This window comes from Sphingomonas sp. DC1600-2, from assembly GCF_049897605.1.
Lineage (GTDB): Bacteria > Pseudomonadota > Alphaproteobacteria > Sphingomonadales > Sphingomonadaceae > Sphingomonas.
The window spans coordinates 24,504-46,274 of record NZ_JAFCWO010000010.1 but is presented as its reverse complement, the minus strand read 5'-3'; the positions used below and the strand labels follow the sequence as shown (position 1 = coordinate 46,274).

Here is a 21,771-nt window from a genome sequence, read left to right as displayed (position 1 = left end):
ACGGAATCACGAGAGTAAAAATACGCCATGGTGTGCATCTCTATCGTTTCATGCCGCTTGCGTTACAAGCACCTCCGATGCGGAAACGTCCGATGGCGCGGCATTTCCAAACATCGCGGCCGCCAGCGCCGCACCCGCGATAGGCTTGGCAATGACGCGGTCAATACCCGCCGACGCAAAGCGTGTGCAATCTTCGATATCCGGCGCGCGCCATAGCAACGTCGTGACCGCCCCGGTCGCCCCCAGCGCTGCCAGGCCCAGGTCGACATCGCTCTCCGCCTGCACCGTCGCATCGTCGATCAGAACACGGGTGACCCCGCCTTGCGCGATCCGGGCGACCGCTTCCTCCACGCTTGCTGCAAACAGCACCGTGCCCGCGCGCGCTTCCAGGACTGCGCGCAACATACTGCGCGAGATCGGATTGCGATCGAGGATCAGCAACGCTTCTGGCGTGGCAGCGGCCGAGGCCGTCTCGATCGTCGGAGCCGCTGCCAGCGCCAATGGCAGCGAAAGCGTGAACGTCGTACCTGCACCCGGCACGCTCTCCACGGTCACATCGCCGCCCATTGCACGGGCGAGGTTCTGACAGATGGTCAACCCAAGCCCGGTACCGCCATATTTGCGCGTCGTGCCGGCATCGACTTGACGAAACGATTCGAAGATAATGCCAATTTTCTCCGCTGGGATACCGATCCCCGTGTCGCTGACACCGATCCGGAGGGTCGTCCCCTCGGCGGCGGCGCGGACGGTGATCTGGCCGCTCTCGGTAAATTTCAGGGCGTTAGAGAGCAGATTGAAGGCAATTTGCCGCATCCTTGCCGGATCGCCTTCGATGAACTCGGGGCAAGATTGGAGATCGAGAACAAAATCCAGCCCCTTCCCCCGCGCCTGCTCTTCCCAAAGCCGCGAAACGTCGCGCAACATGCCCTTGAGGTCAAAGGGCACATGTTCGATCGTAAGGTTGCCCGTCTCCATCTTCGCGACATCGAGAATGTCATCCACCAGCGCCCGCATCGTCACGCCGGCACTGTGAACCACGCCGATCCGGTCGCGCAGGTGTTCCTCCAGGCCGCGATCGGCCAGCATAACCTGAGTCATGCCCAGGATCCCGTTGAGCGGCGTGCGAATTTCATGACTGGTCGTCGCAAGGAACTCCGTCTTGGCGGCCAATGCCCGGCCAAGCGCTTCGTTGGTTTTTGCCAAATCGACGTTTGCAGCTCGGACTTCGTTGCGGCTGCGACGGATCGTGACCAAGCCAAAGGCAAGCATCGACACGATGATGACGGTCGCCACGGCGAGCCCGCCAAAGATGGTTTGCTGGGTGCGTGCGCGGTTTCGGGCATCTTCGATGTTGCGCAGCAACTGCGCGCGCTTCAGCTTCTCAATTTTCAGTTCCTGGTTCGCAAAATCGAACCGGGCAGCGGCGAGCGCGGTATTGGCAGACGCGGCGAGCTTGGAGGTTTTATCGTCGACTTCTTTCAGAGCTTCCAGATGGACCAACGCCTGAGCTTGATTGTGGGTCTTTTTGTAAATGTCGTATGCGACCAGATGGCCCTCGCGCAGGTCGAGCGTCGAAGTGTTCCCATCGACGTTGACAAAAGCCCGCTCAATCAGACGTTGGGCCTCGGCAAGGTTACCGCGCAATCGCGCTGCCCAAGCCGATAACACCAGGAAATGATTGCGGGAGGTTGCGGCATCCGTTCCGCGATCGGCTTGTAACCCAAGCGCGATGCTGTGCTCGGCGGCCGCGCGCTGACCCGCGAACAATTGCGCCCGCGCGATATTCCGAAGCGTACTCGCCTCCAGTGCCGGCATTTTCAAATCGTGCGCCAGCGCCAGCGCCTTTCGAAAGGCAGTTTGCGCCTGGATAATTTTATTGAAATCCATCAAGCAAATGCCGCGGTTCGTATAAATTGAAAATAGAAGCCGCTGGTCTCCGTGATATATATCGGCCGACTGATCAAAATATCGTAGAGCCGTTTTAAAGTCACCGGCCTCCTGGTAGAGAAAACCGATACTGACGATGGCGATAGCGCGGCTGCGCGCGTCGCCAATATCTCGAAAGATGTTATGCGCCTGTTGATACGCCGACAGAGCCCCCGCGACATCTGCTTTTGCCAACCTCAAGCCGCCACGCGACAGCAATAGATCGCCATAGAGTTTTGTTGGCGAAGCGGGTTTCGCGACAAGTGAAATCGCGCGTTCGATGAGCGGCTCCGCCCGCGCTGTGTCGTTCAGGCGCAGATATGCTTCGCCCTGAAGCCATTGCGCGGTCGCCACGGCCGTATTGCGCCGCGCCATCGCGAGACGCGACGCGACGCCCTCCGCCGCTCTCGCGCGTTCAATCGCGATCAACGGGTCGCCGAACATTTGTGCCTTGGCATCCGCCACCAGCGCGTCGTAGCGGACATCCCATTGCGCCAAGCTCTGCGCAACGGCCGGCCGATCGAGCTCCCACGCGCCGACCGCCATCAGGGATAGCGCCAGGATCAAACGGAACATAAGGTGCCTCATCGCACCCTTACTGTCAGAACAGTCCTTAAATTCGCACTAACTGACCGAAAATCGCGTTCTTAAGCGCTTTTCCAAAACGTAGCAGGCCGCTTAAACATCGATTGCCGGTCATCCTCTGCGGGGCGCGCGCGATATTCGTGCAGGAAACACCGAAAGGCATCGATCGATATCGGGCGGCTGATCAAATATCCCTGCACCATGTCACACCCCATGACCGAAAGCAGCGCCATCGCTGCCTGGGTCTCCACGCCCTCCGCCGTCACCTCCATATCCAGAGCATGGGCGAGATCGATGGTGGAGCGTACGATCAGCGGGTCACGATTGCTGCTGGTCAGCTGAAGCACGAACATCTTGTCGATCTTGAGTTCGCGTGCAGGGAGCTGCTTGAGATAGGCAAGCGAGGACAAGCCGGCACCGTAATCGTCGATCGCAATGACGATACCGCGATCTGCAAAAATCTGAAGATTGGAGATCGCGCATTCGGGATCGCGGATCACAGCCGTTTCGGTAATTTCAAAACCGATTTTTGCCCCACAATTGTGAGTCTTAGCGCATGCCGCTTCTACAAAATGTTTGTCGCTGAGAAGCTGACCCGAAATATTGATGAATATCGTCAGATCGTGTCCATCTGCCGCCAGGACTTTTTGATCCCGGATCACTTCGTCGAGCGTCCAAAGGGTGAGCGCGGAAATTTGCTGCGCCTGCTCCGCAACGGTGATGAAATCCCCTGGGAGAATCAGGCCACGATTGGGGTGCTGCCAACGCACCAGCGCTTCCGCGCTGGAGATCCGTTGCTCGCGCACATGCACTTTTGGCTGATATTGCAAGAACATCTCGCCATTCGCGATCGCCGCCGGCATCTCGCGCGTCAGGGTCTGCCGGTCGAAGGTCGGGGTACACACCGATAGATCGCGCAGCACGGGCTGATGCGTCGAACGCGCGTCTTCCAGCGCGCCTTCGGCCTCTTCGATCAACCGCACGGTTTCGATCGTCGCGAGCGGCGCTGCCGCCCCCCCAATCTCGATTTGAAGGGCGTGCGCCTCCCCATCCAAATCGAGCGGGATCTCCGCAACACCCCGCAAAACGTCCACTGCAACCCCGAGAGCAGCGAAACTTGCGCGCTCGAGCGACACCTCGATAGACGTGCGGCTGACGATCATGGTCGAGCTATCGGGTAGAACCGCCGCGATCCGACGCTCGAGATCCAGGGCGAGACTATCCGCCCCCACACGCCCGAACTTACGACGAAGGGCGGAGAAGTTCGCGATCTCGACGAGGCACACGATTTGCCACGTGTTTGAAGGATCGCCGCGGGGGGCGATGTCGATGCCCGATTGCACGAGGCCACCAGGTGCGTCTGACGCACTTTTTCGCCGCCCCGGAGGGCGACGCGGCGGATAAGGGGGTTGCACGGCACGCACCATGGATTTCGAGGTAAACGTGAGCAATAAACGAACCGTTAAACGTCCCGCTTCCGTCGCACCCTTCGCGGAAACGCGATTGCATTATCGTTAAGATTCAATTAATAACCCGAAGCACCCAACTGGGTGTGTAAGGGAGAAAATGTGATGTTGAGCTTCATCCTTGATGTGGTTTACGGCGAGGGCAGCCGCCCCTGGTAAATCGTTCCGTCGACCCGATGCGGGATTGATCCGTTCGATATTTGAGTAGGTTAACTCAGTATCGGGTCGATATTTTTGCAAAGATTGCCTGAAACGCCATCGCAATGTGCGCTGGCCGCGATGTCCGCAATGTGTCCCGATTCGGGAATGCATGTGCGCGGTGCGAACCGTTCGAGACAAACCGCAAAAATAAATGACAACGCTGGAACATCGTTGCAGGTTGGTCGCTACGACATCGCCTCAACCAGCCGTGCCATGAACGCCGCACCCCGTTCAAATTGCGCCACCTCCAGATATTCGTCCGGCTGGTGCGCTTGCTCGATTGAGCCCGGGCCACAAATCACCGTAGAAAATCCCGCACCTTGAAATTGGCCGGCTTCGGCCGCGTACGGTACAGCTCGCGCCGGCCCATTGTCGCCAGCCAGGCGTCGCGCGAGCGTTTCCGCGGCCCCTTCCGCCTCGGGCGCGAAGGAGGGCGTTGCGGACCGCCGCACGACCGACACACCCGCATCCGCGAAGCGCGCGCGCAACGCACCGTCCTCCCGTGCGCATGCCTCCAGAAAAGGTGCCATGATCGTGTCCGGATCCTGCCCCGGCGGTGTGCGCAGATCGAACACAAAGCTGCATTCGCGGGCGAGGATATTGACCGCCGTCCCGCCCTGCATCAGCCCGATCGTAAGGGTCGCGTGCGGCGGGTGATAGAGCGATGCGGGGTTGTCATGTCGTTCGAGCGACTCTGCCAGGTCCCGCAGTTGCGCCATGAGCCCCACCGCAACCATGTTGGCCGACACGCCAAGGTGCGTCAGGCTGGAATGCGCTTCATGCCCCTTCACCGTCACTCGCCAGGTCGAAATACCTTTGTGACCGCTGACCACCTCCATATTGGTCGGCTCGCCCACAATCACGGCAAGCGGTGCGGGCAACTCGGAGACGAGTTCGCGAATCATCGACGGGGCACCCAGGCACCCAACTTCTTCGTCGTAAGAGAAGGCCAGATGCAACGGCCGCGCTACATTTCCGTTGGCGAAGCGTGGCACCACCGCCAGCGCAAGCGCAAGGAAAGCCTTCATGTCGCACGTCCCGCGACCGTAAAGCCGCTCACCGCGCTGGGTCAGTATGAACGGATCGCTGGTCCATGCCTGTCCGTCGACAGGGACGACGTCGGTATGGCCGGAGAGCACCACGCCACCCGCCACCGCCGGGCCAATCGTCGCATAGAGATTGGCCTTGGTCTGGTCGGCATTTGAGACGCGTCGGCTGGGCACGCCGTGACGGCGAAGGACATTCTCAACATACCCGATCAGCGCAAGATTCGAATCACGCGAGGTCGTGTCGAAACCGATCAGCGCTTCCAGATGCCGCAAACCGGCGCTTTTCAGGTCATCGCTCGTGGTCATATCACGCACCTTAGGCGCGCCCGTACGTGCTTGCCAATCACCCGGCTGCGGCATCCTCCCATCCGCCGCCAATCGCCTTGAACAGCGCCGCACTGTCCTGCCGCAGTTGCGCATCGCTGGCGACCAGTTGCTCGCGCGCGCTGAGCACCGCGACCTGCGCATCGATCAAGCTGTTCTGCGCGACGAAGCCGGTGCGGTACTGCGCCTCGACCGCCCGCGCTGTCGCTTGTGCGTCCGTGACCGCACGCCGCAACGCGGCGTTACGACGACGCTCGGCGTCGATGCGGGCGAGCGGATCCTCGACATCGCGCAACGCGCCAAGCACGGTCGTGCGATAGCGCAGATACGCCTGTTCCCGGTCTTCCTTGCGCAGGCCCACTGTTGCCTTGCGCCGCCCCCAATCCAGCAAGGGAAAGGTTATCCCCCCTACCCCCGTCGCCTGGATGCTATCGCCCGACACGAGCGATCCGAGCGAGGTCGAGATCAGTTGCGCCATCCCGGTCAGCTTGAATTTCGGGTAGAGGTCCGCCACCGCCACGCCAATGTCTGCGGTTGATGCCGCCAATTGGCGCTCGGCCGCCCGAATGTCGGGGCGGCGGCGCAACAGATCCGACGGCAACCCGGCCGGAACGACCGGAGCCGTCGGCAACGCGGGAAGCGGCCCGGTCAACTCCGCCGTGAGGCTTCCCGGCTCGGTGCCAAGCAGGATGCCGAGTGCATGAATCCGGACCCGGACATCCGCTCGTAGCGGCTCCAACCGGGCCTCGATGCTGGAGATCGATTGCTGCTGCCGTTTCACGTCGATCTGTGGGCTCAACCCGACTCTGGCAACGTTGTTCGCTATCTCCAGTGCACGCCGCTGCTGCCCGAGTTCGTCCTCGACCACGGCAATCTGTGCCTGATCAAGCCGTAGCGCGAAATACGCCTGGGCGACCTCGGCTCCCAAGGTGACGGCGGCATCGCGCTGCGACCAGATCGCCGCGTCGGTCCGTGCCAGGGCCCCCTCGACGCCGCGTCGCCCGCCGCCGAACAAATCGATCTCCCAACTCGCATCGAAGCCGGCGGCATAGGTGGTGATCCCGCTACCGGGCAGCGCAATGCCGCCACTCGAACTGCCGCTGTTGCTGCCACCGCCGGAAAAGAGGCTGGCGAGGGACGAGAATCCGGCATTCTTGCTGAATTCGACATGCGTCACATTGCCCGTGGCATCGACGGTGGGCTTGCCCACGGCATGCGCCGCGATCTCATCCAGGCGCGCCTGCCGCACGCGCGACGCCGCGATCGCGATCGTCGGGCTGTCCTTCAGCGCCCGTTCGACCAGCGTCGTCAGCGTGGAATCGCCAAAGGCCGTCCACCAATGGGCGGGGTCGATCGTCGCGCCCGGCACACCGGTCTGCAGCTCGGCAAAGGCAGCAGGGACGGGCATCGTCGGCGCATGATAATTGGGGCCGACGGTACAACCGCCAAGCAAGGTCGCGCCGAGCAGCGCCGCCGTAACGAGAGAGCGGGTCAATGGGCCATGCCTCCACCACCGCCACCGGATTTGCCGGAGCGCATAAAGAAAACGACGGGCGCGACGCACAGCACCACGACCATCAACGAGTGAAACACGTCGAGAAAGGCAAGCATCGCCGCCTGCCGCTGCACCTGGCTGTAGAGCACGGCGAGCGGCGTAATGGTGTCCCCCGGCCCGCCAAACGCGCTCCCGGCCTTGGCCAGCCAGTCATTATAATTCGGGTTCAGCGGATTAAGGCCGTTAACCAGATCCGACTGATGCCGCTGCAGGCCCGATGCCAGCATCGTCTGCGACGCCGAAATGCCGATCGATCCGCCAAGATTGCGTGCCACGTTGAGCATGCTCGACGCTTGCGCGGTCTTGTTCTGCGGCAAGCCGACATAGGCCACTGCGCTGATCGGCACGAACAGGAAGGGCAGCCCCATTGCCTGATACAGGCGCGCCACCCCGGCATCGAGGAAGGTGATGTCGGCGTTGAGATGCGTCATGTTCCACAAGGCGAAGGCCTGAACGAGCAATGCCGGAAACAGCAACAGCCGGACATCGACCACCCCCGACAGCCGTCCGGCAAACGGCACCGCGACCAGCGTCGCCACCCCGCCGAAGGTCAGCGCCAACCCGGCCTGGAACGAGGTATAGCCAAGCACCTGCTGCAACATTTGCGGGATCAACTGGGTGGTGCCGAACAGGATCATCCCGGTCACGCCCATGACCAGCAACGTCAACGAGAAATTCCGGCTTTTAAGGAGCTTGAGGTCGAGCACAGGCTCGGAATGATGCGTTTCCCAAAAGCCGAGCGCGATCAGGGATACCGCCGAAATCGTCGTGGTCGCGATGATCAGGCTGCTCGCGAACCAGTCCTCCCGCTCGCCGCGATCGAGCGTGAGTTCGAAGAACCCCAGGCCGAGTGCGATGAGGATGATGCCGATATAGTCGACCCTGATACCGCGCTGAAGCAATTTCGCGCGATCATCCTTGATCGCCTTGGGTTCGTCGACAAACACGTTGACGAGAAACAGCGACACGATGCCGATCGGCACGTTGATGAGAAACACCCAATGCCAGCTGGAATTTTCGGTAATATAGCCGCCCAGCGTCGGCCCGAGTACCGGCCCGACCACGACGACGATCGCAAACGCCGCAAAGGCCATTCCGCGCAATCGCGGCGGGAAGGTATCGGCAAGCATCGATTGCTCGACAGGGGCCAGTCCACCGCCCCCAATACCTTGCAAGACGCGCGCTATGACGAGCGTCGAGAGATTGGGTGCCAGACCACACATGAGCGAGGACAGCGTGAACAGCGCTATCGAGATCATGAAATAGCGCTTCCGCCCGATCACATCGGACAGCCAGCCACTGATCGGGATGATGATCGCGTTGGCGACAAGGTAACTGGTCAGCACCCAGGTTGCCTGATCGTTCGAAACCGACAGGCCGCCCGCGATATGATCGAGCGCGACGTTCGCGATCGATGTGTCGAGCACCTCCATGAAGGTCGGGATGGAGATGATCGCGACGATCAGCCACGGGCTCAAACTGCCCGCTGCGGACCGGGTCGGATCCCATCCGTCCGCGCGCGCTGCGGCGCTCGCCATCTTAGCGAACCTTGACCGTGGGGATTACCGACATGCCAGGCCCCAGCGGATATTTGCGGGGATCGGGCGCGTTCTTGGTATCGAACTCGATCCGCACCGGCACGCGCTGCACCACTTTGACGTAGTTTCCGGTCGCATTCTGCGGCGGCAGCAAGGCAAATGCTTGGCCCGCGCCGCGCTGGATCGAGTCGACATGGCCCTTGAACTTGACGTTGGGATAAGCGTCGACCTTGATATCGACCGGCTTGCCCGCGGTCATGTCGCGCAGCTGGGTTTCCTTGAAGTTCGCGGTGATCCAGATGTGATCGGGCACGATCGCCATCAATTGCGTTCCCGGCCCGACATAAGAGCCGATATTGACCTGACGGTTGACCACTTGCCCGGCTACCGGCGCGACCAGCCGGTTGTCGCCCAGCGTAACATTGGCCTGCCGTACCGATGCCTGCCGCGCCTCGATCACCGCACGGGCGGCGGCGACCTGACGGCGCGCCACCGCGATATTGGCGCTGGCGCTATCGATCTGCTGGCGTGCCGCAGCCGCTTCCGCTGCAGTGGAGCGCGCGGTCGCCCGCGCCGCATCGAGCTGCTGCCCGGCGACCGCCGCCGGATCAATCCGGCGCAGCGCTTCATAGCGCGCGAGATCCTGCTCCGCCTTGGCGGCGCTGGCGAGCGGGGCTCGTGCCTGCGCGACGGCCTGGTCATGCGTTGCCTGGCTTGCCACGACTTGCGCGCGCGCCTGCTCGAACTGGGCTTCCGCCTGCTTTGCGTTGGCCTCGGCTTCGGCAACCTGCGCCTCTGGCCCGGACGGCTCGATCACCGCCAGCAACTGGCCGCGTTGGACGTGACGGTTATCGATATCGGCAACCGCCTTTAGCGTGCCCGCGACCTTCGGCGCGATCCGAACGATATGAGCGTCGACAAAGGCATCGTCGGTCGATTCATACTGCCGCGCGTCCAGATAATAGAGCACCGCTGCGACCACGATCACCCCGACCACCGGAATGACGATGACCCAGAACAGCGGCTTGCGAAAAATCGACGGCTTCGCAGGTGCTGCGGCCGCCGAGTTATCCTGATCGGCCTTGGCGTCGGGTTGGGGCGTATCGCTCATGAAAGCTCCTGTCGTTCGGCGATCAGCCGGTCGAGAATGGCATCGGTATTGGCTGCGATCCGCGCGCCGAGCGCGGCAATCGCGGAAGCGTCCAGATCGGCGCGCTGCATCAGCTTAAGGACTGTCGCACGGGAGGCACGCAGCGTGACCACCTGCCCAATCACGGTGATCACAGCCACGCGCGCGGTGTCGCCCTCGTCCCGCCCGGTTGCGATCTGAACGAGATTAACGAGCGTTTGGAGCATCGTCCCCATCATCCCGCCGTAGATGCGCTCGAACGCCGCGGTCGGCTCCATCTGCTCGCGCATGATGAACAGCGAGTAAGACGTGTTTTTCTGGCCCGTCATCTTGTCGATCAAGCTCGCAACGATGGCGTGGATCAGCGCACGGGCGGCCGCTGGCGTAATCGCTTCGGGCACCCCGCCGCCCGCCAGATGCGAGAGAGTATCGCCCATTTGCGCAGCGATATGGTCGGCGGCGGCCAGATACAGCCCTTCCTTGCCGCCAAAGTGATAGGTGATCGATGACATGGCCGTGCCCGCGGCGGCGGCGATGCTGCGCGTGCTCGCGCCTTCCAACCCCTTGGTGGCGAACTCCGCGATCGCGATTTCAAGAAGGCGCTGTTGAACCACAGTTGGTCGATAGTTCGTTCGAACGAACAAGGCAATCGGCAAATTGTGCAGCGCCGCAAAAACGCCTCTGCGCGCCTCAGGTTGCGCGGCTCAGGCGGTTATTCGGCTCTGCGCCGCACGGGTGGCCTCAGGAGTCGCAGGATTGGAAAACTCCATCCCGTCATCGACCGATCCATAGCGCAGCGCCAGCAGGTCTCGCGCGTAGTTTTGATGAACCCGCCAAGGTGTCTTGCTGCCCTGTTTCGGGAACTTTTCCATCGCACGGGTCACATAGCCCGAGCTGAAGTCCAGGAACGGCGCTGGCGTCAACGCAGCGTCGCCAACGCGCGGGGTTGCCTGTCGCAACCCGCGCTTCTTCATCGTGTTGAGCAGCCGACAGACATAGGCGCACGTCAGATCCGCCTTCAGCGTCCAGGATGCGTTGGTATAGCCGAACGAGGTCGCCATGTTGGGCACGTCGGAAAACATCATGCCTTTGTAATTGAAGGTTTTCGAAAGATCGACCGGGGCACCGTCGACGCTGAACGTTACGTCGCTCAACAATTGCAGCTCCAGCCCGGTCGCCGTCACCACCACGTCGGCGGGCAGTTCCGCGCCCGATTGCAGGGCGATCCCGTCATGGGTGAAATGCGCGATCGTGTCGGTGACCACCGAAGCCTTGCCACTCTTGATCACCGCGAACAGATCGGCGTCCGGCACCAGACACAGCCGCTGGTCCCACGGATTGTAGCGCGGCGTGAAATGCGTCGCGACGTCGTAATCGGCACCAAGCTCGCCCCGCACCATTTCGATCAAACGCTCCTTGGTCTTTTCCGGGCGTTTGCGGGCGAGGTTGAAGAAGAACATCTGGAACAGCACATTGCGCCAGCGCACGAGACCATACGCCAGTTTTGCGGGCAATTTGGCGCGCAGCCAATTGGCCGTCGCGTCTTCGGCCGGTCGCGACACGACATAGGTCGGCGAGCGTTGCAGCATCGTGACGTGCGCGGCACTCTCCGCCATGGCGGGCACCAGCGTCACCGCGGTTGCCCCGCTGCCGATCACCACCACCTTCTTGCCACTATAATCGAGGTCGGCGGGCCAGAATTGCGGATGGACGATCCGCCCGCCGAAATCCTCCATGCCCGGCCACTCGGGCGAATGGCCGCGCGCGTAATTGTAATAGCCGCTGCACATAAAGAGGAAATTGCAGGTGAAAGCGACCGGCCCGTCCGGCCCGTCCGCCTCGACGGTCCAGCGCGCGTCTGCCGTCGACCAGGCGGCGCGTTTTACGTGATGACCAAAGCGAATGTGACGATCGATACCATAGTCGCGCGCGGTATCGCTGACATACTTCAAAATCGAGGGACCATCGGCGATCGCCTTCGCCTCGGTCCACGGCTTGAACGCATAGCCCAGCGTGAACATGTCCGAATCCGAACGGATGCCGGGATAGCGAAACAGGTCCCACGTCCCGCCCAATGCCGCTCGCCCTTCGAGAATCACATAGCTTCGGTCGGGGCATTGCGTTTGCAAATGATAGCCCGCGCCGATCCCGGAAATTCCCGCACCGACAACGACGACGTCGAAATGTTCCATGCTCATGATCGCTCTCCGTAGGATACCCGATATTCGATTTTCGGGCCGACGGAAAGAGATGCGTTGCGATCAGAAATCTTTCTTGTAGCGCACCGTGATGTTCGACCCGCCAAACGAGCCAGCTTGCGACAGCACGCTGAGCGCCTTGGTCAACGACACCTCCAACTGCGTGGCGGTGAAGCCGCGTGCATCGGTAATCACCTCCACATAGATGTTGTTGGTGATGTATTTGCCCGCAGCGAGCGACGTGCTGCGCCCGGTAGCGCTGTCCGCCCCGAGAATGCGCAAGCGGTCGATCCCCGCCACCGAGCGCAGCTTGCCAAGCGGATTGAGCCCGCCGCCCGACCCGCGCAACGAATTGAGCGCAGCGGCAAGCTGGATTGCCTGGATCGCCGATAGATTGGTGACCGAACTGCCGAACAGCAACCGGCTGAGCACCTCGTCCTGTGGCAAAGCGGGGGTGGAGTTGAACGCGATTTGCGGCTTCTGGCCCGTGCCCGAGACATCGATCACCACGGTGATGCCGTTGGTGGTGGTCGTGGCACTCAGCGCAATTTGCGGATCGATCAAAGCGCCGCCGTCGAAGCGGACATCGCCCTTGGTAACGTCGAAGCGCTTGCCGGCGAAGGAATAGGTGCCGCGAACGATTTCGAGATTGCCGGTTACGCGCGGGGCCAGCGAGGTGCCGACGACGCGCAAATCCGCCTGCCATTCGGATTCCAGCCCCATGCCAGAGACGAACAACTGGTTGTCGGCACGCACACGTAGATCGAGCTTAAACAGCCCGACCGGTTCGGCGGGCGCGGTTGCCTGGGCATTGGCCTTGGTGATGTCGCTCTTGCGGCGGACGCCGGTCAATTCCGCGACGTCGGCCTGCCCCTGACGGATGATCTCGTAGCGTGCATTCGGGATGCGCAAATCGCCCTTGATCAGCCCGCCATTCGCCTTGCTATTGGTGATCGCGATGGTGCCGGTCGCGGTCGCGCCCAGCGCATCGCTACTGGCGAGCCGCGCGTTGTTGAGCGTCGCGCGCACGTCGATCGGGAAGCCCGCTGCCGCGGAAAATCCGACCGATCCCTGCCCCTGCACGGTCCCCTCGCCCGCCCGCGCCGACAATTGGGTTATCTCCAGCCGATCATTGGTGAAGCGACCCGCGAGCTTCATCTGCGTGAGCCGCGTGCCATAGACTTCGTTGTCATAGGTCAGCGAATCCGCGCGGAGCAGACCGGTCAGTTGTGGTGCATCCACCCTGCCCGCAAAATCGGCCGCGACCGCAATTGGCCCCGACAGTTGCTGGCGCGACAGGCCGGCAAAGGAGAAGAGCACGCCCGAGGGGCCATTGTAGCGGATTCCACCCGACAAGGAGGCCGCCATCAGCCGCTGCGTCCAGTCACTACCGCCACCGAGCGATCCGAGCGTAACCACCAAGCGCCCGATCGTGGTGCCGCCCCGCTGCACGAGCGCACGAATATCGCCGCCATTGCCGTTCAGGCCAATTTGCGTGATCAGATCGACGGGTTCGGATACGCTCGCCAAGCTCGACCGGGTAAACCGCGCGACGCGGAATTGCCCGGCGATGGTCGGCACTGCGGCCCCGCGCGGCTGGGTATAATCGAGCGAGCCCGTTGCGGAACCGCCGAGACCGAGATCCGGCACGATGGCATTGGCGACCGACAGGTCCAGCGCATCGAGCCGCAGTTTGGCAACCAGCCCCGCGCCATAATCGGCAGCAATGCGCGCGCTGCCCTTGTCGAAATCGATCCGCGTCGGCTGGAGATGATAGGTCCCGCGCTCGATCGCGATCCGCGCGGGCGTGCCGGTCTTGAAACCGATGCCGTTGGCCTGGCCCTGCGCCGCGACCAGCCACAAGGTTGGGCTCAGCCGCGCATTGGCCGCAATATGGAACGGCACGCCGTTCGAGCCCGAAGCCACCGCCTGAGCGGTCCCGTTGCCATTGACGTAATGGATCTTCGCGCGCGCGCTCGACAGCACCGCCGCGCCGTAGCGCAAATCGGCGACTTGCGCGTCGGCGATAATCTGCGGCGCATTCGGATAGAGGATCGCCTGTGCGTTGACAATCGCGCGCCCGATGGTGAAATCGACCGCGCCCGGAACCTTGGCGTTGCTCGCGCGGGCGGCGACGTCGACGCGCTGCACCTTGCCCTGCGCGCCAAGCAGCGCGGCACCGCTGATCCCCGATCCGGCAAACTGGACGCGCCCGGCAAACGGCCCGGCGGGAAGTTGCTGCAGCTTGCCGGTAACATCGACCCCCGCGAAGCGTGCCTTGCGGATGTCGATCGCCAATTGGGTGCCGGGGGTTACGTTGAGGTCGGCGGTGAACGGGCCGTATTGCGTGCCCCCCTTGGCGAGCACGGCATAAGACGATCCCGTCCCGCGCACGGTCGCCTCCAGATCGACCAGTCCCACCCCAACGCCGGGGCGCGGCGCGCGCAGCAGCACGACCGGCTTGGTCGCGGTGCCCGTGACGCGGGCGAAGAGCGGGCCATATTGGGCCGAATACGCATCCGCTTCGACCAGCAACGGGCCCTTTGGATCATAGCGCCCCTGCCCACGCGTCACGCGGAACTGCGGCGCGGCCAAATGCAGGTTGCGAAAAGTGACGATGCCGTTCGGGTCGTAGCCGACGTCCGCCGTCACCACCGCATTTCCACCGAGGAAACTGCGCGCGCCTTCGTTGAAGATTTGCGATGTCCTGGCGGCGACGTGGCCGGTGATCCCAAACCCGCCGCTCGCTACCGTTACCAATTTGGCATCGGTGCGCAGCGACACGATGCCGACGCCATCGATCCGGTAATTATTGACCCGCCCGTTAAGAGCACCGCGATACAGTCCGGTCTTGAGATTGGCGACGACCAAGGCAGTCGCGTCGATCTTGTTCGAGCGAATCCGCAAATTGTCGGACAGCAGCGTGTTGCCGGTGACGGCGATATCGCCGTTGATCGCGACATTGTCGAGCAGGCCACCCGCCGCCGCATTGAGCCCTGTGACGCGCGCGGCGCGGGCGGCGAGCGGGACGATGATATGGTCAGCATTCACCCGCGCAAGCCCCGACGCGTAGAGCCGCTCGACCTGCGTCTCGCCAAAGCCCAGCACACCCGCCGTCACGACATAATTGACCGTCGGCGTGGCGAATTTGCCGTCGAGCACCACGCGCGCCGCGACATCGCGCCCGCGCAGATTGGGGGCGATTGCGCCGGGGGTCAGCAACTTCGCATCGACCGCGAATTGGCCGAAACGACTCTCGGCAAGGTCGAGCAAGCCCTTGGCATTCAGCGCCAGCGCATCGGAGCGCAGCGCCCCCGACAGCGTCACCCGTCGCTGGTCGAGCGTGGCGTTGAGCGAGACCTGCACGCGCGGCGCGGTCAGCCGGGCCAGCGGGTTGATCGCACTCGCCTCGGTCTTGGGTGCGCCGCCGGGATACAGGCCCGGATTGGCGAAGCCGCGCACGGTGAAGGTGCCGCTGTTCGCGGTCAGCGCGAGATCGGTGAACGACGCGCCGCCCAGCGTGCCAGTCGCCTTGCCCTGCCATGCCTTCCAGCTACCCTTGCCGCCAATGCTGAAATCGAGCGGTGCCTTCAGCCCGCTCATGCTGGCGACCACCCCCGTTGCCGGGGCAACCAGATGCGCATCGAGGTCGAGCCGGTTCGCATCGGGCACGGCATCGAGCTTAAAGTTCAGCCGATCGCCGCCCGCAATACCGCGCCCGGCCAGCGCGACGACGCTGGCGGTCACTTGCGCACGCCGCTCGGCAATGTGGGTTGCGCCGTCGATCTTGAGGATATGCACCGCCCCCGTCACCGGTTGCGCGAGCACCATCCGCGCGACGGTCAAGCGCCCGATATCGATGTCCAGATCGGGCAGGATTGGCGCATTGGGGTCGCTCGGCACCGCCTTGAACGCCGGGGAGCGTTGCATCGTCACCAGCGCCGCCTGCGCCGAGCGCACATCGATATGGTTGCTGAGATAGGCGAACGGTCGCCAATCGACCGCGATGCGCGGCGCGGTCAGGAACACGCCCTTGGGGTCGCTCACCCGTACATCGGTCAACACCATCGCGCCGTACAGCGATCCCTCGATCCGCCCGACCTTGATGTTGAGGCCAGAGGCCGTGGTGTAGCCGCCCAGCGAATTGGCGATGATCCTGCGCCCAGGTGCGGTGTTGAGCCCAAGCACCAGCACCCCGGCCAGCACGACCACCCCCAGCAGCGCAAGCCCAACCCATTTAAGGGCTCGCTGCCACAAGGGAGGACGGGCGATGACGACTGTCTCTTCGGTCATCAGAAAGCCTGCCCGATGGAAATGTAGAGCGCGATCTTGCCATCGCCCTTGCGCGGGTTGAGCGGCGTCGCGACGTCGACGCGCAGCGGCCCGAAATTGGTGTAGAAGCGCCCGCCAATCCCGGCCCCGAAGCGCAAGTCCGTCGCCTTGGGCAACACGCTCTCATAGGCATTGCCGCCATCGAGGAAGGGCACGATGCCGAAATTGCCGAAGCGATAGCGTGCCTCCAGCGCGAATTCGTTGATCGATCGACCGCCGACCGGATCGCCATTGGGATCGAGTGGCCCGAGCCGTTGATAGCCATAGCCGCGCACCGATCCCCCGCCGCCGCCATAATAGCGCCGCGACGGGGCAAGATCGTCCCGATCCGTCCCGACGATCGACCCGGCGCGGACGCGCCCCGCCAGCACGATGCTGTCGCCGATCGGATAATAGCCGCTCGCTTCTACAAGCGTCCGCGCATACGGCCGCACCGCACCCCGCACCGAAGTTTCCGGACTGAGGTTGAGCTTCAGGCGATACCCCTTGGTCGGGTTGAGCAAGCTGTCCGACCGGTCGAATTCCACCTGCCCGGGCAGCGCCGCGATAAAATAGGTCGCGCGGCGCCGCGCACCGCGCCCGAAATCATAGACGCTTTCGTTGGTGCCAGTCAGTTCGAACCCATAAGCGTAGGTGAACTTCTTCTGCCAGATCGGCGTGGAGTCATACGAAATCCGCCCAGAAAACGTGGTCGTGAAGGCGTCGAAGGCGTCATAATTGGAATGGTCGGCCCCAGCCGTGAAGGTCACCGTCCGGTCGCGCCGTCCGGCGTTTGAGCGGCGGAAGGTGGCGGTGGCCCCTTGCTCCTGCGTGCCCGCCACCGCCGTCACGATCAGCGCGCCTTCGGGTGGGAACAGGTTGCGATGGGTGAACGATCCTTCCAGTCGGATGCCCTGCCCTGTGCTGTAACCTCCGCTGACCGCCACCGAGCGCGGCGGTCCCCGTTCCTGCTGCACCAGCAGGTTGACTGCCTCGGTGCCATCGGGGTTGATATTGCCGGTGCGGACCGGCTCCACCGAAACGGTTGAGAACAAACCTGTCGCCACCAGCGCCGCGCGCAAATCGTCGACCTTGCGATTGTCGTACAACTCGCCGGGCTTGAAGCGAGTCAGCACCCCGACATGCGCCGCGCCGAACGCCAGCCGCCCCTCGGTAGTGAAGGTGCCGAACGAGGATCGCGGACCGACATCGACCGGCAAGGTGTAGTCACCGGTTCCAGCAACGTCATCGAGCAGGATGTCGCGCTGCCCGACCTTGGCAAAGGGATAACCACGCTGCGGCAGGACCAGCGCGACATTGGCTTCCGCGCCCTGCACCCGCTCGGCCTCGATTGCTTCACCGCTGTGCAGCGGGAGCAAACTCTCAACCAATCCGGGCGGAACCGTGGGTGCCGCCTGCACAGCGATCGAGCCAAACTTATATTGCTTGCCCGGTGTTGCCGAAACGATTGCGCGGACCCGTGCGGTGTCTCCGGGAATTTGCTCGATCGTCGAAATCGCGGTGCCGTCATAATATCCGAGCGACTTCATCAAGCGGACCGCGAGATCTTCGTCCTCGCGCCCGCGCGCCGAGACGACGGTGGCATTGGCCGCCTTGCCATCGCCGCCTTTGAGCGCCGACAGGCTGTTGAACTTACCCGCGAGCCCCAACGTATCCAGCCCACGCACGACGGTGTCGTAGCGGATGTCGGGAGCCTTCGTGTCCTTGACGGTCACGTCGACGAGCGGCGTCGAATCGAACACCTGCAACGCCGGCAGCGGCTGCGTCAATTCTGGCGGCACCGTTTCCGCGGGCACCATTGGCGCAGTCGGCGGGACGATCGGGGCAAGCGGCTCCAACGGCGCATTGATATCGCTCGACAGCGGCGGCAGCGCCTTGTCGAACGTGTCGTCAGCGACGATCGGTGGCTCGGTCGACGGGGGCGTGCCCATCTTCGGGGTCGGAACAGGGATTGCGGGCTGCGCCTGCTGCACGCCGCCAGCGGCTACAGCAATCAGTCCCGTTGAAAATAACAGCAAACCCAAAACCCGCGCTTCCCCGCTTCATGTCAGAGGGTCTCGCGAATCCAGCCCCCGCTTTCCCGTCTAACGCGCCAAGCGGAATAGGTTTCCCTAAACCGCCTTCGCCCGCAACCGATAGGCGTGGAGCAACGGCTCGGTATACCCGTTGGGCTGGGAAATCCCTTCGAACACCAACGCACGCGCCGCCTGCCAGGCGAGGCTTTCAGGGTGTCCGCTCATCGGGCGGTACAGTGGATCATCGGCATTTTGCGCATCGACCTTCGCCGCCATGCGCGCAAAGGCGGCATCGACGTCTTCGGTCGTCGCAACGCCGTGCAACAGCCAGTTGGCGATGTGTTGTGAGGAAATCCGCAGCGTCGCGCGATCCTCCATCAGGCCGATATCGTGGATGTCGGGCACCTTCGAACACCCCACCCCCTGATCGATCCAGCGCACGACATAGCCGAGAATGCCCTGCGCATTATTGTCCAGCTCGGCACGGACTTCCTCGGGCGTCCAGTTACGACCGACCGCGACCGGTACGGTCAGCAGCGGCGTCAGCCCCGGCACCGCTTCCCTGGCGATCTCGCGCTGCCGCGCAAACACATCGACCTTGTGATAGTGCATTGCGTGCAGTGTGGCCGCCGTCGGCGACGGCACCCAGGCAGTATTCGCCCCGGCCATAGGATGGCCGATCTTCTGCGCCATCATATCCGCCATGCGATCCGGCGCGGCCCACATGCCCTTGCCGATCTGCGCCCTGCCGCTCAGCCCCGCCGCCAGCCCGATGCGGACGTTGCGATCCTCATAGGCCTTGATCCAGTCGCTCGATTTCATCTCGGCCTTGGGGATCATTGGCCCTGCGCGCATCGCGGTGTGCATTTCGTCGCCGGTGCGATCGAGGAAGCCGGTGTTGATGAAGACGATCCGGTCCTTCACCGCTGCGATACAGGCGGCGAGATTGGCGGAGGTGCGGCGCTCCTCGTCCATCACGCCAACCTTGATCGTGTGCCGCGTCAGGCCCAGCAGATCCTCGACCGCATCGAACAAGGCGTTGGTGAAGCTGCATTCGGTCGGCCCGTGCATCTTGGGCTTGACGATATAGACCGATCCCGCGCGGCTGTTGCGGAACGCGCCCAGCCCACGCAGATCGTAGAGTGCGATCGTGCTGGTGACGATCGCGTCGAGGATCCCCTCGGGCGCATCGCCGCCATCGGCGAGGCGGATCGCGGGCGTGGTCATCAAATGCCCGACATTGCGCACGAACAACAGGCTGCGCCCGGGGAGCACCAGCCCGTCATCATAGACGCGATCGGGGTTGAGCCGCCGCGTGACGGTCTTGCCGCCCTTTTCGAACGCCTCCGCCAGATCGCCCTTCATCAGCCCAAGCCAATTGGCATAGGCCGCAACCTTGTCCTCGGCATCAACCGCCGCGACCGAATCCTCCAGATCGCAAATCGTGGTCAGCGCGGATTCGAGGATGACGTCAGCAATCCCGGCCCGGTCCTCGCGCCCGATCGGATGATTACGATCGACCACCACTTCGATATGCAGCCCGTGGTTTACGAACAACCACGATGCGCCCTTGCGCCCGACCAATTGCGCCGGATCGCGCAAGACCGGCTCGGCCTCGTGCAAATCCGCCCAGGAGCCAGCCGCCAGCGGCACAGCCTCATCGAGAAACGCCTTGACCGCTGCGACCACTTGGCGACCGCGCACCGGATCGTAGCCGCCCGGCACCGCCATGCCCGGCAGAGCATCGGTGCCGTAAAAGGCATCGTACAGGCTGCCCCAGCGCGCATTGGCGGCGTTGAGCAGGAAGCGCGCATTCAGGATTGGCACGACCAGTTGCGGCCCGGCCATCGTCGCCACCTCGGCGTCGACATTTTCGGTGCCGATCGTGAACGGCGCAGGTTCGGGCACGAGATAGCCGATCTCGCGCAGGAACGCCTCGTCCACCGGTTCGCCCGCCTGATAGCGCGCGTCGATCTGCGCCTGCAGTACATCGCGCACGCCAAGCAGGGCGCGGTTTTGCGGGGCAAACGCATCGTAAATCGCCGCCACGCCCTGCCACCAGCCACCAGGCTCGATTCCGAGCCCGGGAAGTACGCGCTCCTCGATGAAACCAGCCAGCGGCGCTGCGACCGAGAGTCCGGCGCGGTCGAGCATGGCGGGGACAGGCGTAGCGGTCATGGGAACATCCTCCTGAAAAGCAGCACGGCCTGGGGAGGGCTATCCGGCGCTTAGGCCACCAGCCCCCCGCCCTTCAACCCCCATCGTTCAACCGCGATCCGCATCGAAGGGAGCCGCCGACGCCTCGATCCGGTCAAGCATCTCGCGAAAACTGGCGATTTCTTTCGCGGAAAAGCCTTCAAAGACTTGCGCTTCCAACTCGAGCGCCTTGGGCGCGACATCCTCGTACAGCGCCCGCCCGGTGCTGGTCAGCATCAGCAGATGCGAGCGCTGGTCGCCCGGATTGGGCTTCCGCGCGACCAGTCCGCGCTCGACCAGCGCGGTCGCAGCGCGGCTGACCGTCACCTTGTCCATCCGCGTCGCCACCCCCAGCGCTTGTTGGGTAATGCCGTCATGCTCGGCGATGATCGCAATCAGCCGCCACTCCGGAATCTTGAGACCAAACAACGCCTGATATGCACTCGCAATTGCCGCCGATACGCGGTTGGAGGCGATCGACAACCGATAGGGCAGGAATTGGTCGAGCTTCAGGCCGGTCACGCCGCGTCCTCGGCGATCGGCACCCCGAACAGCACCTCGCCGTGGAAAAGCGTAAAAACCGCCAGCACGACCAGGACCGCCGATGCGATCCACAATCCACCAAAGCCAAGCAGCGGGAAGGTTGCTGCCCCCGTGATCGCCCCCCCGACCAATCCGATCCACAAATAGAAATGCGGCAGCCACACCCAGCGCGGGCCGCCAAGCACCGCCGCCGCCAACCTTTGCCCCAGTTTGACCAGCGTTCCCGTCATATAGGTCAAGCCGAGCCGCACCTCGCCATCCTCTTCAAACACGGTATTCTCCGCGCCCATCGCCAGCGCCATGAGGCCGGCCGCGCTCCAGACCGCACCGAATTGCCCTGCCGTTCCGGCAAGCGCGAGCAAGAGCGCCATCCAAGCCAAAATCAGCGGGTGACGATACCGCCCCGCCATGCGACCGATCATCGACCCGATCACCACACCGCCGACAAAGGTCGCGATCAATTGCAGTGCAAACAGCGCCGCCGCGTGATGCTGCGCAACGCCGACCGCAAGCCGGGTCGAATTGCCGCTCATGAACGACACGAAAAAGCCGCCAGTCGCGATAAACCCGATCGCATCGACAAAGCCCGCCAGGGCGGACAGGCAGACGGCAAAGCTGCGTTGGCGGGCATCGTAACGGATCACCGGCTTTGTGTATCGGGCCAACGCGGCCCCGTCATCCCCCGCTGGACGTTCGTCGCGATCACAGGTATAG

Annotated in this window: 13 protein-coding genes; all 13 read right to left on the bottom strand. The window is 63.3% G+C overall.

The annotated features are described in order from the left end of the window. Positions 1-48: 48 nt before the first annotated feature. Positions 49-2,502, bottom strand: a complete 2,454-nt coding sequence (locus tag ACP7BL_RS15075; protein WP_426258728.1) for an ATP-binding protein — start codon at positions 2,500-2,502, stop codon at positions 49-51. 71 nt (positions 2,503-2,573) lie between these two features. After that, positions 2,574-3,854, bottom strand: a complete 1,281-nt coding sequence (locus ACP7BL_RS15070) for an EAL domain-containing protein (RefSeq protein WP_231564793.1) — start codon at positions 3,852-3,854, stop codon at positions 2,574-2,576. Between the two features lie 509 nt (positions 3,855-4,363). Next, a complete protein-coding gene (gene argE / locus ACP7BL_RS15065) occupies positions 4,364-5,533 on the bottom strand; it encodes an acetylornithine deacetylase (protein WP_426258727.1) in 1,170 nt (389 codons plus the stop codon). Positions 5,534-5,570: 37 nt separating this feature from the next. Further along, positions 5,571-7,046 (bottom strand): efflux transporter outer membrane subunit, encoded by a 1,476-nt coding sequence (locus tag ACP7BL_RS15060; RefSeq protein WP_126845610.1) that lies wholly within the window; start codon positions 7,044-7,046, stop codon positions 5,571-5,573. After that, positions 7,043-8,644 (bottom strand): DHA2 family efflux MFS transporter permease subunit, encoded by a 1,602-nt coding sequence (locus tag ACP7BL_RS15055; RefSeq protein ID WP_426258726.1) that lies wholly within the window; start codon positions 8,642-8,644, stop codon positions 7,043-7,045. The genes ACP7BL_RS15060 and ACP7BL_RS15055 overlap by 4 nt, the downstream gene beginning before the upstream one ends. Position 8,645: 1 nt before the next feature. Beyond that, complete coding sequence (locus ACP7BL_RS15050) at positions 8,646-9,755, bottom strand: HlyD family secretion protein (protein ID WP_426258725.1); 1,110 nt, start codon at positions 9,753-9,755, stop codon at positions 8,646-8,648. After that, positions 9,752-10,387, bottom strand: a complete 636-nt coding sequence (locus ACP7BL_RS15045) for a CerR family C-terminal domain-containing protein (RefSeq protein ID WP_426258724.1) — start codon at positions 10,385-10,387, stop codon at positions 9,752-9,754. Before ACP7BL_RS15045 ends, ACP7BL_RS15050 begins: the two co-directional genes overlap by 4 nt. Before the next feature lie 90 nt (positions 10,388-10,477). Beyond that, entirely contained in the window at positions 10,478-11,971 is a 1,494-nt protein-coding gene (locus ACP7BL_RS15040) for a flavin-containing monooxygenase (protein WP_426258723.1), read from the bottom strand. Between the two features lie 63 nt (positions 11,972-12,034). Continuing rightward, the gene (locus ACP7BL_RS15035; protein ID WP_426258722.1) at positions 12,035-16,264 is read right to left on the bottom strand and encodes a translocation/assembly module TamB domain-containing protein; all 4,230 of its coding nucleotides are present in this window, start codon (positions 16,262-16,264) and stop codon (positions 12,035-12,037) included. Then, positions 16,264-18,234: an autotransporter assembly complex protein TamA gene (locus ACP7BL_RS15030; protein WP_426258721.1), complete on the bottom strand. Its 1,971-nt coding sequence runs from the start codon at positions 18,232-18,234 to the stop codon at positions 16,264-16,266. The genes ACP7BL_RS15035 and ACP7BL_RS15030 overlap by 1 nt, the downstream gene beginning before the upstream one ends. Before the next feature lie 180 nt (positions 18,235-18,414). Continuing rightward, positions 18,415-20,496 (bottom strand): malate synthase G, encoded by a 2,082-nt coding sequence (locus tag ACP7BL_RS15025; protein WP_426258720.1) that lies wholly within the window; start codon positions 20,494-20,496, stop codon positions 18,415-18,417. A gap of 87 nt (positions 20,497-20,583) precedes the next feature. Beyond that, positions 20,584-21,036, bottom strand: a complete 453-nt coding sequence (locus ACP7BL_RS15020; RefSeq protein ID WP_033962964.1) for a MarR family winged helix-turn-helix transcriptional regulator — start codon at positions 21,034-21,036, stop codon at positions 20,584-20,586. Then, complete coding sequence (locus tag ACP7BL_RS15015; protein WP_426258719.1) at positions 21,033-21,722, bottom strand: YoaK family protein; 690 nt, start codon at positions 21,720-21,722, stop codon at positions 21,033-21,035. The genes ACP7BL_RS15020 and ACP7BL_RS15015 overlap by 4 nt, the downstream gene beginning before the upstream one ends. Positions 21,723-21,771: the final 49 nt, after the last annotated feature.